Source organism: Williamsia sp. 1135 (assembly GCF_002095395.1).
GTDB lineage: Bacteria > Actinomycetota > Actinomycetes > Mycobacteriales > Mycobacteriaceae > Williamsia.
In genome coordinates, this window is the sequence record NZ_MJEI01000107.1 from 276,307 (window position 1) to 289,611 (window position 13,305).

Sequence of the window (13,305 nt, forward strand, 5' to 3'; positions counted from 1 at the left end):
ATGGCCACCCGTAAACCGCTGATCGCGGGCAACTGGAAGATGAACCTGAACCACCTCGAGGCCATCGGTCTGGTGCAGAAGATCGCATTTGCGTTGCCCACCAAATACTTCGACAAGGTCGACGTCACGGTGATCCCACCGTTCACGGACATCCGCAGCGTGCAGACCGTCGTGGACGGTGACAAGCTGCTGCTCACCTACGGCGCACAGGATCTTTCGGCGCACGATTCCGGTGCGTACACCGGGGAGATCAGCGGGGCGTTCCTCGCGAAGCTCGGCTGCACGTTCGTCGTCGTAGGGCATTCCGAGCGTCGCACCCTGCACGCCGAGACCGACGACGTGGTGCTGGCCAAGACCAAGGCCGCACTGAAGTACGAGTTGACGCCGATCGTATGTGTCGGTGAGGGGCTGGAGATCCGTGAGGCGGGCGATCACGTCGCCTACAACATCGCGCAACTCAAGGGGTCCCTCGCCGGATTGAGCGCTGACGAGATCTCCAAGGTCGTCATCGCCTACGAGCCGGTCTGGGCCATCGGCACCGGCCGCGTCGCCAGTGCCTCCGATGCGCAGGAGGTGTGTGCAGCTCTGCGTACGACACTCGCCGAACTCGCCGATCAGAAGATCGCCGATTCGGTGCGCGTGCTCTATGGCGGTTCGGTCAACGCCAAGAACGTGGGCGAGATCGTCGGCCAGACCGACGTCGACGGCGCGCTCGTCGGCGGTGCCTCACTCAAGTCGGACGAGTTCGCCACCCTGTCGGCCATCGCCGCCGGCGGACCGCTGCCCTGATCTCCCGATTTTGGTGGCTTTTGGCGAGCAAAACCGCAGGTCACGCTCACCAAAAGCCACCATTTCGGAGACAAAGCGAAGCGAAGCTCGACCATATTTCCGGGTTTCCGGTGCGGCCGGTACAGTGGTAGATCGGCCGTTCGAACAAAACTTATGATAGGAAACGACACGTGAAGCTTGCCCTGGACATCGGACTCGTGGTCACCAGCGTGTTGCTGATCGTCTTGGTGCTGCTTCACCGCGGCAAGGGCGGCGGCCTGTCGTCGCTGTTCGGCGGCGGCGTGCAGTCCAGTCTGTCCGGTTCGAGTGTCGTCGAGCGCAACCTCGACCGACTGACAGTCTTCGTCGGCGTGATCTGGACCATCTTCATCCTCGGTATCGGCCTGGACATCAAGCTCTCGTAACACCTTCGACCAACGTCGATTGTCGAGATGCGCCGGCACCGGGCTGGCATAGATACTGAGCGGGTGACTGACAAGCGCCCCGCTGTGCCCCGTCCGGAAGCCGGCAGCACCGACAGACAACTGACCGAACCGCTACGCGAGGACATTCGTCTGCTGGGCGGCATCCTCGGACAGATCGTCCGCAAACACGCCGGCGAGGACACCTTCGAACTCGTCGAGAAGGCCAGGGTCGAATCCTTCCGGATCCGTCGTTCTGAGATCGATCGCACCGAACTCGAGAGCCTGTTCCGCGACATCGACATCTCCGAGGCCATCTCGGTGATCCGGGCATTCAGCCATTTCGCTCTGCTCGCGAACCTCGCCGAAGACATCCACAGAGAACGGCGCCGCGCGATCCACGTCCGCGCGGGCGACCCGCCGCAGGACTCCACGCTCGCGGCCACATACGCCAAACTTGCAGCTGCGGGTCTGCGCGACGAGCAGGTCGGCGCGGCTCTCTCCGACGCCACTGTGGTCCCGGTGATCACCGCACATCCCACCGAGACCCGGCGCCGAACGGTGTTCGAGGTGCAGCGTCGGATCACCGACCTGATGCGGTTCGCCGGGCGCACGGAATTGACGCCCGCCGAACGAAACGAGGTCGACAAAGCGCTGAACCGGCAGGTGCTCACGCTCTGGGAGACCGCGCTGATCCGTCTCGAGCGCCTCCAGATCCAAGACGAGATCGAGGTGGGACTCCGCTACTACGACGCCGGGTTCTTCGAGGTGATCCCACGCGTCAACGCCGAGCTCCGGGCCTGGCTCCAGGAGCACTACCCGGCTGCCGGCATCGCCGACGATCCCATGCTGCGGATGGGCTCGTGGATCGGCGGGGACCGGGACGGCAATCCGTTTGTGACCGGTGAGATAGTCGGCATGGCAACCAGGCGGGCGGCGGAAACCGCGGTCTCACACCATCTCTCCGAACTGGCGACACTGGCGCAAGAACTCAGCCTGACGTCGCGACTGACCGAGGTCGGCGACGAAGTGTTCGCGCTCGGCGGTGTGCAACGCGGTGAGACCGAGGGTGACGAGCCGTACCGGCAGGCGCTGCGCGCCATCCGGGCGCGACTGGCGGCGACCGCAGGCGAATTGTTCGGGGACAGATTTGTCGCGGTCAACGACGGGGGATACCCGAAAGATGGCGCGGCGACCTACACCGACGCCACCGAGTTCCTCGCAGATCTCGATGTGATCGACGAGTCCCTGCGCTCGAACGGCGACGACGAACTCGCCGACGATCGGCTGCTGACCCTCCGAGAGGCCGTGCGGGCATTCGGGTTCCACCTTTCCGGTCTGGACATGCGCCAGAACTCCGAGACCCACGAAGAAGTGGTTGCGGAGTTGCTGGCCTGGGCCGGTGTGCACTCGGACTACCTCTCGCTGGGGGAGGCCGAGCGAGTGGAGTTGCTCACCGCCGAATTGAGCAACAGACGCCCGCTGACCGGGCCGGGGGCCGACCTCTCCGACCTCGCGCACAAGGAACTCGACATCGTTCGCGCCGCGGCGGCGGCGGTCGCGGCGTACGGACCGCAGGCGGTCCCCAACTACATCATCAGTATGTGCACATCCGTGAGCGACCTCTTCGAGGCGATGGTGCTGCTGAAGGAGGCGGGCCTGTTCGATCCTGGGTCGTCGGACACCGCACCGAGTTCGTCGGTGAGAGTGGTGCCGTTGTTCGAGACCATCGAGGATCTGCAGCAGGGCGCTGCGACACTGCTCGCCGCCCTCGACATCCCCCTCTACCGTTCGCTCATCGACGCGCAGGAGGGGATCCAGGAGGTCATGCTCGGGTATTCCGATTCCAACAAGGACGGCGGGTACCTGGCGGCGAACTGGGCGCTGTACAGGGCTGAGCTGGATCTCGTCGACGCCGCCAAGAAAGCCGGCATCCGGTTGCGACTGTTCCATGGTCGCGGCGGAACGGTCGGTCGCGGTGGCGGCCCGAGTTACGACGCGATCCTGGCGCAGCCTCCGGGCGCCGTTCAGGGTTCGCTGCGGATCACCGAGCAGGGCGAGGTCATCGCAGCCAAGTATGCAGAACCGGTGGTCGCACGGCGGAACCTGGAAACCCTTCTCGCGGCGACCATCGAGTCGTCGTTGCTGGACACGGAGGGCCTCGGTGCCGAGGCCGAGGCGGCCTACACCGTGCTCGACGAACTCGCCGCACTGGCGCGTGCGGCTTACAGCGAACTGGTGCATGAGACGCCGGGATTCGTCGAGTACTTCGTGAACTCCACTCCGTTGTCGGAGATCGGGTCGCTCAACATCGGCAGCCGCCCCGCCTCGCGTAAGCAAACAGAGAAGATCTCGGATCTGCGGGCGATCCCCTGGGTCTTGTCCTGGTCGCAGGCCCGGGTCATGTTGCCGGGCTGGTACGGCACCGGCGCGGCTTTCGAGCAATGGGTCGACGGCGACGACGACCGGCTCGCGACCTTGACCGACTATTACAACAGGTGGCCGTTCTTCCGCACCGTCATGTCCAACATGGCGCAGGTGATGGCGAAGTCCGACCTCGGCCTCGCTGAGCGCTATTCGCGTCTCGTTCCCGACGAGGCGTTGCGCGAGAAGGTTTTCGGGATGATCACCGCCGAGCACGATCGCACGACCTCGATGTACTTCAAGATCACGGGAACCGATGATCTCCTTGCCGACAACGCGGCGCTCAAGCGCTCGGTCTTCAACCGCTTCCCGTATCTCGAGCCGTTGAATCACCTGCAGGTCGAGTTGCTACGCCGCTACCGCGGTGGGGACGATTCGGATCTGGTGCGTCGCGGTATCCAGCTCACCATGAACGGACTCGCAACGGCACTACGCAACAGCGGGTAGTCGACACAGAAGCACACCGTTCGGTCACATGCACCTGTTGCAACGGGTGCATGTGACCGAACGGTGTGTTTTTGTGCGGGGATGGCAACCGGGCCGTGATGAGGTATGTTCGAGTTCTGCGAGACGGTTCTCCATTTTCGTCTCACTGGAACCGAACAGGAGTCTGGGTGTCCACACCAACGCCGATTCGTCGGCAGCTCGAACCGCAGTTCCCCGAGGCCGTCCGGTACGCAGACGCGGTGAACAGCAAGGCGGTGATGCGCGCACGTCGGGTGGCACAGCGACTGACGGGCAAGGACCTCTTTCCGGCGGAGAAGCACATCCGCACCTTTGCCGCGGAGATGTTCACCACGGACCCCGTTGCAGAACGATTCGTGGACGAGGTCTACGGCGAACTCGGCGGCGAGGCGGCCCGCGCACTACTCGACAAGGCGTTGACCGAAGGGCTCGACTCGATCGAGAATCCGCCGCCCGCAATGGTGGCGCTCTTCGAGGAGTTCGAGACCGTTCCCGACTGGGTCGACCCGGTACAGATAGCCGAAGGTGAGGCCATCTGGAGGCGCTGGGGGACATCGTTGTTCAGCGTGGCGGGCGGAATCACCCTCGAGATGTACACCGAGGCAGCGGTCGCCACCCCGCTGTCGCTCGCAGGTGGTTACGCCGGTGACAACGCCCTGCGGCGGTTCCTGGAGACCGCCCGCTTCTGGATCGACGTGTCCGAGCCCGATGCCCTCCTGACACCCGGGTCAGCCGGTCGGGCCACCGCCATGCGGGTTCGGGTCATGCACGTCTGGGTCCGCCGCACGGTCGCCGAACATCCCGAATGGGACTCCGCGCGTTGGGGTCTGCCGATCAGTCAGTCATACCAGTTGCTCACCCTGCTCGGCGGCAGTGTGGTGCCTGCGATGGCGCTGTGGATGGTCGGGGTCCAGACCTCGCCACGGGAGATCCGGGTCCTACTGCATTACCAGCGCTACCTCGGACATCTGCTCGGGGTCCGCACGCAGTGGTACCCGGACTCGATCGCCGATTCGTTGCGACTGCTGGCACTGGTCAACACCACCCGAAGCTACGATTCGGGACCGCACGGCGCAGAACTGATCGAGTCGTTCCCCGCGGCCTTCGCCCCCAGGGACGGTCACACCGGTCTACGCCGGATCCGTGAACTCTACAATTCACGGATCTGTGCGGCGTATTCGGCGCTGTTCATGATGCCGTGGACGAGACGCAAGTACGACATGCCCAGCCCTTTTCCCGCCATCGTGTGGATCGTGCTGAGGCTGCCACTGATGACGATCGTCGAGACCGCACGTCGGGTGTGCCCACCGATCGCACGTGTTCACGAACGACTCATGCGAAGGCATCGCGAGAACTGGCATGCCGCCCAGATGGAAGGACGTGAGGCGACTTTCGAGACAGGTCGCGGACTACGCCGCTGACGCAGCCGGTCAGGGCAGATTCGACGCGGCCGCCGGATCGACAAACCACACCGTGGCCTCGGTACCGTGCGCACCGGCACACGGCCAGTCCATGAAGTCGGCACCGGCCACGCCTGCTGCGACGGCTTCTGCCTTTTCCGCACCCGATACCAAGAACCAGACCTCGCGTGAACGCGCGATGGCAGGCAGGGTGAGGGTGATCCGCTTCGGTGGCGGTTTCGGCGAGTTCGTCACGGCCACCACGGAAGCCCGACTCTCGCCGGTCGCGTCCGAGTGCGGGAACAGCGAGTTGATGTGGCCTTCGCCGCCCATGCCGAGCAGGTGCAGGTCGAATTGCGGAACTGTCTCGCCGTCGCCTGCCCGGGCAGCCAGGCGTTCGGCGTAGTCGGCGGCGGCCGCCTCGATGTCGTCACCGAACTCGCCGTCCGACGATGCCATCACGAAGACCCGATCAGCTTTCACCGGAACGTGATCGAGCAGCGCGGCCTGTGCCTGACCCGCGTTGCGTTCGGAATCATCCGCCGCGACGAAACGCTCGTCCCCCCAGAAGATGTCAACGGCTGACCAATCGATGTCGCCGGAGTTCTTTGCCAGGGCCTCGAGCAGTGTAATGCCATTGCTTCCGCCCGTCAGCACCACCGATGCGGAGCCGCGGGCTGCCTGAGCCGCCGTGATCGTGTCGATGAACCGTTCGGTCACCGCGTCGACCAGCGAATCCTTGTCGGCGGACCTGAAAATTTCCGGTGTTGTCATGCGTGAACCCTGTCTTCTGCGCGAATGATGCCGGCCACCCCCTGGAGGGCGAGATGGTAGATCTCGTCGGGGTCCAGCCGGCGAAGTTCTTCTGCGAGTAGGTTACTCAGCTCGCGGCCCGGAAGTGCAACCCGCCCATCGGGTTTGCCCGGGATAGAGATGATCGCCTGGTTGCTCATGCCGACGCACAGCACGAGCGGACCGGCCTCACGGTCCACGGTCACCTTGAAGCTGCCGACAGAACGCGTCACCGGGACATCGAGGACCGAATGCAGCCAGCCCGCGAGCAGGTCGACTGCGGGGGAGTCGGCCGGACCTTCGATCTCGGCTGCGGTGACCGGACTGTGTGGCGGTTGATCGAGTGCCGATGCCAGCAGTGCTCGCCATGCGGTGATCCGCGACCAGGCGATGTCGGAGTCGCCCGGGGCATAGGTGGCCAGGCGTTGCTGCAACTCCGCGGGGACATCGGTTGCGCGGCGGGCGTCGGTGATGCGTCGGGTCCCGAGTTGCCCGATCGGATCCGCGGCCGGATTGTCTGGTCCACGCCCTGGCCACCAGGTCACCACCGGCGTGTCGGGCAGCATGAACGGGATGACGACGCTCTCACCGTGATTGGCGAGCTCGCCGTAGAGGTGCAGGACCACGACCTCGGAGGCGCCGGCATCGCCACCGACCCGGATCTGGGCGTCGAGCCGCGACTGTGTGTTGCGGTCGCCGCGCGCGACGACGATCACCCGGCAGGGGTGCTCGCGGCTGGCCTCGTTGGCGGCTTCGATGGCGCCCTCTGTCGGCTCGCCCTCGTCGGTGCAGACAAGAAGGGTCAGCACCCGACCGGAGGTGAACGCGCCACCGGAGTCACGAATCTTGATGAGCTGCTTGCTGATTGCAGTGGTACTCGTATCGGGAAGTTCGACGATCATTGCTTGCTCCTTCGCCAAGAGGCACGACTACCGGGAAATCAAGGACGACGCCAGGCCCGCCCGTTGCGGGTCATCATCTCGTCGGCGGACTTCGGGCCCCAGGTGCCCGATTCGTAGCCGTCCGGTGTGCCCGTCGCAGCCCAGTGTTCGAGGACGGGATCGAGGATCTTCCACGACAACTCGACCTCGGCATTGACCGGGAACAGTGACGGTTCGCCCAGCAGGACATCGAGGATCAACCGCTCGTAGGCCTCGGGGGAGGACTCGGTGAACGCCTGGCCATAGGAGAAGTCCATGTTGACATCCCGCACTTCCATGGACGATCCAGGAACCTTCGAGCCGAAGCGGAGCGTGATGCCCTCGTCGGGCTGCACACGGATCACCAGCGCATTCTGGCTCAGCTCTTCGGTCATCGTCTGATCGAAGGGCAGATGTGGGGCCCGTTTGAACACGAGTGCGATCTCGGTGACCCGACGCCCCAAGCGTTTTCCGGTACGCAGGTAGAAGGGAACCCCGGCCCATCGGCGGCTGTCGACCTCGACCGCGATCGCGGCGAAGGTCTCGGTCGTCGAATCCGCGGCGAACCCTTTTTCGTCTTTGAGACCCGGGACCGGCTCGCTGCCCTGCCATCCGGCCTCGTACTGACCCCGGGCGGTGTTCTCGTCCAGCGGCAAGATGTTGCGGGTGGCCGAGAGCACCTTGATCTTCTCGGTCTGCAGCTCGTGCGGTTCGAACGAGATCGGCTCTTCCATCGCGATCAGAGCCATCAGCTGGATCAGATGGTTCTGGATCACATCACGTGCGGCGCCGATGCCGTCGTAGTAACCGGCGCGACCACCGAGGCCGATGTCCTCGGCCATGGTGATCTGGACGTGGTCGACGTAGTGCGAACTCCACACGGGGTCGAACAGTTGATTCGCGAAGCGCAGCGCGAGAATGTTCTGGACGGTTTCCTTGCCGAGGTAGTGATCGATCCGGAAGACCGAATGCTCCGGGAACACCGTGTTGACCACGTTGTTGAGCTCTTTCGCACTTTCCAGATCATGGCCGAACGGCTTCTCGATGACCACCCGTCGCCACTTGTCCTCGGACTGGTCCGCGAGCCCCGACCGCGAGAGTTGCTCACACACCACCGGGAACGCCGCCGGCGGAATCGACAGATAGAACGCGTGGTTGCCGTCGGTACCGCGTTTTTCGTCCAACTCACCGAGCGTGTCACGGAGTTTGTCGAAGGCCTCGGGATCGTCGAACGTGCCCTGAACGAACCGGAATCCCTCACTCAGCCGTTCCCAGACGTCTTCGCGGAACGGGGTCCGGGCATTGGCCCGGACCGCGTCGTGCACGACTTGGCCGAAGTCCTCGTGATCCCAATCGCGGCGGGCGAAACCGACCAGCGCGAACCCCGGCGGCAGCAGCCCCCGGTTCGCGAGATCGTAGACCGCGGGCATCAGCTTCCTGCGGGCCAGATCCCCGGTGACGCCGAAGATGACCAGACTGCATGGTCCGGCGATCCGGGGAAGCCGCTTGTCCCGTTCATCTCGGAGTGGGTTGACCCAATCAGAGTTGCGGTCGGGCAATGTCTTTCAGCCCTTCGACTTCTCGGCCAACTGCTCAGCTGTGGCGTCGAGCAGTTCCTTCCACGACGCCTCGAACTTCTCGACGCCCTCGTTCTCGAGGACGACGAACACGTCAGTGATGTCGATGCCGATGGCGGAGAGCTTGTCGAAGATCTCTTGCGATGCCGGGCCCTGGCCGATGATCGAATCCGGGTTCACCTCACCGTGATCGGCGAAGGCGTCCATCGTCTTCTCCGGCATGGTGTTGACGGTTCCGGGCGCGACCAGCTCGCCGACGTAGAGGGTGTCCGGGTATGCCGGATCCTTTACGCCGGTCGATGCCCACAACGGCCGCTGGGCGTTGGCACCCTTGGCGGCCAGCGCAGCGAAACGGTCATCCTTCTCGAACACCTGCTGGTAGGCGGCGTACGCAAGGCGAGCATTCGCGAGCGCAGCCTTGCCCTTGAGCGCCGTGGCCTCGTCCGAACCGATGGCGTCGAGCCGCTTGTCGATCTCGGTGTCGACGCGCGAGACGAAGAACGACGCGACCGAGTGGATCTTGGAGATGTCGTGGCCGGCGGCCGCCGCCTGCTCGAGACCGTCGAGGAAGGCACCCATGACGAGTTCGTAGCGCTCGACGGAGAAGATGAGGGTCACGTTGACGCTGATGCCCTCGGCGATCGTCTTCGCGATCGCCGGAATGCCCGCCTCGGTGGCCGGGATCTTGATGAGTACGTTGGGCCGGTCGACGATCTTCCACAGTTCCACTGCCTGCGCGGCGGTCTTGTCCGAGTCGTGTGCCAGTCGGGGATCGACCTCGATCGACACCCGTCCGTCGACGCCCTTCGACGACTCGTACTGCGGAGCCAGGATGTCGCACGCATTGCGGACGTCGTCGGTGGTGACCGTCCGGATGGTCGCGTCGACGTCGGCGCCGCGGGCGGCGAGTTCGTTCACCTGCTCGTCGTAGGCGTCGCCCTTGGAGAGGGCGGCCTGGAAGATCGACGGGTTGGTGGTGACGCCGACGACGGATTTCGTGGCGATCAGCTCGGCGAGGTTGCCGGACTTGATCCGGGTCCGCGAGAGATCGTCGAGCCAGACCGATACGCCGGCCTGGGACAGTGCAGCAAGATTGGCGTTCTGTTCACTCATCGTGCGCTCCAATTCTTGGTGGGGGAGTCGTTACTTGGCGAGTGCGCGCTCGGCGGCGGCGGTGACGGCCTCGGCGGTGATACCGAACTTCTCGTACAGGATCTTGTAGTCGGCCGAAGCGCCGTAATGCTCGATCGACACGATCTCGCCGCCGTCCCCTACGAGCCGGTACCACGGCATGGCGATTCCGGCTTCGACGGAAACCCTGGCCTTGATGCTCGGGGGGATGACCGAGTCGCGGTAGGCCTGATCTTGCTCGTCGAACCATTCCACGCAGGGCATCGAGACAACCCGAGCTGCGATTCCCTTGTCCTTCAGTGCCTTCTGCGCGTCGACTGCGAGGTAGACCTCGGAACCGGTACCGATCAGGACAACCTGGGGGTCACCGTCGGCTTCGGAGAGGATGTACCCGCCCTTGGCCACACCTTCCGCGGATGTGCCCTCGAGGATCGGCAGGTTCTGGCGGGTCAGGGCGAGCCCGGCCGGGTTGTGGCGACGCTGCAGGATCTGCTGCCAGGCGTAGGCGGTCTCGTTCGCGTCACCGGGGCGGACCACATCCAGATCCGGGATGGCCCGCAGGGCTGCGAGGTGCTCGATCGGCTGGTGGGTCGGACCGTCTTCACCCAGCCCGATGGAGTCGTGGGTCCAGACGTAGATGGGGTCGGTCTTCATCAGGGAAGCCAGCCGCACCGCGGGTCGCATGTAGTCGGCGAACTGCAGGAAGGTGCCGCCGTAAGCGCGCGTCGGACCGTGACGGACGATGCCCGAGAGGATCGCACCCATGGCGTGCTCGCGGATACCGAAGTGCAGCGTCCTGCCGTAAGGATTGGCACTCCACTGTTTGGTGCTGATCGACGTGGGACCGAACGATGCGGCGCCGTCGATGGTCGTGTTGTTGCTGCCGGCGAGATCGGCTGAGCCGCCCCATAATTCGGGCAGGATCGGACCGAGTGCGGACAGCACCTTGCCCGAGGCGGAACGGGTCGCCACGTCCTTGTCGCCGACCTCCCACTTCGGAAGGGCGTCGGTCCAGCCGTCGGGCAGCCCGTTGACGTTGAGCCGGTCGAGCAATGCCTTGCGGTCGGGATTTGCTTCGGCCCACTCGTCGAAGGACTTCTCCCAGGCCTTACGCTGCTCGGCGCCGCGTTCGACCAGCGCACGGGTGTGGCCGATGACCTCGTCGGACACGTCGAAGGTCTTGTCCGGATCGAAACCGAGGAGCTTCTTCGTCGCCGCGACCTCGTCGTCACCGAGCGCTGACCCGTGTGCGCTACCGGTGTTCTGCTTGTTCGGGGCGGGGAAGCCGATGATCGTCCGCAGGACGATGATCGACGGCTTGTCGATCACTGCCTTGGCCTTCTCGATGGCCTCTTCGATGGCCGTCACGTTTTCGCCGCCGTCGACGTGCTGCACGTGCCAGCCGTACGCCGCGTAACGCGCCGCGACGTCCTCGGACAGCGCGATGTCGGTGTCGTCCTCGATGGAGATGTGGTTCTTGTCGTAGAAGACGATCAGATTGCCGAGCTGCTGGGTACCGGCCAGCGAGCTGGCTTCGGATGTGACGCCCTCTTCGATGTCACCGTCCGAGGCGATGACATAGATGTAGTGGTCGAAGGCGCTGCCGCCGACCGGAGCATCCGGGTCGAACAGACCGCGCTCGTAGCGGGCGGCCATCGCCATGCCGACGGAGGAAGCGAGTCCTTGGCCGAGAGGGCCGGTGGTCATCTCGACGCCGCGGGTGTGTCGGTATTCGGGGTGACCCGGCGTCTTCGAATCCCACGTGCGCAGCGCCTCGATGTCCTCGAGCTCGAGTCCGAAACCACCGAGGTAGAGCTGGATGTACAGCGTCAGGCTCGAATGCCCGCACGAGAGGATGAACCGGTCGCGGCCCATCCAATCGGTGTCGGTGGGGTCGTGGCGCATCACACGCTGAAACAGCGTGTACGCGAGTGGGGCCAGACTCATGGCCGTGCCGGGGTGGCCGCTACCGCATTTCTGAACGGCGTCGGCAGCCAGAACCCGTACTGTGTCAACCGCTTTCGTGTCCACCTCGCTCCAGTCAGCTGGATGAGAGGCCTGGGTTAGCGCGCGAATTTCGTCTGATGCTGACACGATCGTGTGAACTCCTACAAGCTCGACTCCGGTACAGGGCGGGGCTACGCAGAGCCCGACACCAGCCTAGTCGTCTCGGCTCGATGTCGTGGCATACGGGACGCGAATTGTCGCTGCGCTGCCGACTGTGGTGGGTGACAGGCCGCTGTGGTGGGGTTTCGACCTCGATTCTGGTTATGGAACCCCGGCCGTCTACCATTCTCTGTAGTAGATGGACGAGTCAGGAGATCTAGTGCGGATTGGGGAACGTGTGAGCGGACACGGTTTCGCCTCCTCCCCGGCGACAGGTGGCGGTGAGGCGCCGCCGGTGTCGACCTCGACAACTCTTCGCCGGCGGATTCAGAGTGCGGCGCTGGCTTATCTCGCGCTCACCAAGCCCCGGGTCATCGAGCTGCTGCTCGTCGCGACCATCCCGGTGATGCTGTTGGCAGATCGCGGCAACATCGATCTCGCCCTGATGGCGTGGACGTTGCTGGGCGGCTGGTTGGGTGCGGCGAGCGCGAACACCTTGAACATGGTGGTCGACGCGGACATCGATCAGAAGATGAAACGCACCGAACGTCGGCCTCTGGCCCGGCACGCGGTGTCCACCCGAAGCGCCCTGATCTTCGGCATCCTGCTCGGTGCGGGGTCGTTCGCCGTTCTGTCGACGATGGCGAACCTTCTCAGCGCTCTGCTGGTGATGGCCACCATCGCGTTCTACGTCTTCGTGTACACGATGGTGCTCAAGCGCCGGACCTGGCAGAACGTCGTCTGGGGCGGAGCCGCGGGATGCATGCCCACGCTGGTCGGCTGGGCCGCGGTGACCGGAAGCCTGGGCTGGCAACCACTGGTGCTGTTCATGGTGATCTTCTTCTGGACCCCTCCGCACACCTGGGCGCTCGCCATGCGTTACAAGGAGGACTACCGCGCTGCCGGAGTCCCGATGCTCCCGGTGATCGCCACCGAGATCCAGGTCACGCGGCAGATGCTCTTCTATACGTGGGCCACGGTGCTGAGCACTCTGATCCTGTGCCTGGCGACCAGCTGGATCTATGCCGCCGTCGCCCTGGCAGCCGGCGGATGGTTCATCTTCGTCGTCCACAAGCTCTACCGTTCGACGCTCAGGGGTGAAGAGGTCACACCTCTGAAGGTCTTCCTGCAGTCGAATGAATATCTCGCGATCGTGTTCTGTGGTCTGGCAATCGACTCGGTGATCGGCTTTCCGACACTCGCCAGCCTGTTCTGACGTCATCCGTTCGGTACATCGTCGGCCCATTTCCGGGGTCGGTTGGGCGTGCCGGACGCGATGAGCGTTAACGTCTGTTGATTC

10 protein-coding genes are annotated in these 13,305 nt (G+C 64.5%); 5 read left to right on the forward strand and 5 right to left on the reverse strand.

The window, feature by feature from the left end; genetic code table 11:
• The 4 genes from tpiA (at position 1) to BFL43_RS27485 (ending at position 5,500) form a co-directional block, all read left to right on the forward strand.
• Positions 1-789 carry a triose-phosphate isomerase gene (tpiA, locus tag BFL43_RS27470; RefSeq protein ID WP_084896589.1) on the forward strand — a complete coding sequence of 263 codons (789 nt, stop codon included), beginning with the start codon at positions 1-3 and terminating at the stop codon, positions 787-789.
• A gap of 170 nt (positions 790-959) precedes the next feature.
• On the forward strand, positions 960-1,193 hold the full coding sequence (secG, locus tag BFL43_RS27475; RefSeq protein ID WP_084836859.1) for a preprotein translocase subunit SecG: 234 nt from the start codon (positions 960-962) through the stop codon (positions 1,191-1,193).
• Positions 1,194-1,220: 27 nt separating this feature from the next.
• Entirely contained in the window at positions 1,221-4,061 is a 2,841-nt protein-coding gene (gene ppc / locus BFL43_RS27480) for a phosphoenolpyruvate carboxylase (RefSeq protein WP_084896591.1), read from the forward strand.
• 257 nt (positions 4,062-4,318) lie between these two features.
• Positions 4,319-5,500: an oxygenase MpaB family protein gene (locus tag BFL43_RS27485; protein ID WP_240498540.1), complete on the forward strand. Its 1,182-nt coding sequence runs from the start codon at positions 4,319-4,321 to the stop codon at positions 5,498-5,500.
• A gap of 9 nt (positions 5,501-5,509) precedes the next feature.
• Here BFL43_RS27485 and pgl read toward each other — a convergent pair whose 3' ends face one another.
• Genes pgl through tkt form a run of 5 tightly spaced genes read right to left on the reverse strand, consistent with a single transcriptional unit; the run spans position 5,510 to position 11,993 of the window.
• Positions 5,510-6,253 carry a 6-phosphogluconolactonase gene (gene pgl / locus BFL43_RS27490; RefSeq protein WP_084896593.1) on the reverse strand — a complete coding sequence of 248 codons (744 nt, stop codon included), beginning with the start codon at positions 6,251-6,253 and terminating at the stop codon, positions 5,510-5,512.
• A complete protein-coding gene (locus BFL43_RS27495; protein WP_084896595.1) occupies positions 6,250-7,173 on the reverse strand; it encodes a glucose-6-phosphate dehydrogenase assembly protein OpcA in 924 nt (307 codons plus the stop codon). The genes pgl and BFL43_RS27495 overlap by 4 nt, the downstream gene beginning before the upstream one ends.
• 38 nt (positions 7,174-7,211) lie before the next feature.
• Positions 7,212-8,750 (reverse strand): glucose-6-phosphate dehydrogenase, encoded by a 1,539-nt coding sequence (zwf, locus tag BFL43_RS27500; RefSeq protein ID WP_084896597.1) that lies wholly within the window; start codon positions 8,748-8,750, stop codon positions 7,212-7,214.
• Between the two features lie 6 nt (positions 8,751-8,756).
• Entirely contained in the window at positions 8,757-9,881 is a 1,125-nt protein-coding gene (gene tal / locus BFL43_RS27505) for a transaldolase (protein ID WP_084896599.1), read from the reverse strand.
• A 30-nt stretch (positions 9,882-9,911) separates the two neighbouring features.
• Positions 9,912-11,993 (reverse strand): transketolase, encoded by a 2,082-nt coding sequence (tkt, locus tag BFL43_RS27510; RefSeq protein WP_084896601.1) that lies wholly within the window; start codon positions 11,991-11,993, stop codon positions 9,912-9,914.
• Between the two features lie 232 nt (positions 11,994-12,225).
• Between tkt and BFL43_RS27515 the strand changes: the two genes are divergently transcribed.
• Positions 12,226-13,221: a heme o synthase gene (locus BFL43_RS27515; RefSeq protein ID WP_240498541.1), complete on the forward strand. Its 996-nt coding sequence runs from the start codon at positions 12,226-12,228 to the stop codon at positions 13,219-13,221.
• Positions 13,222-13,305 lie beyond the last annotated feature (84 nt).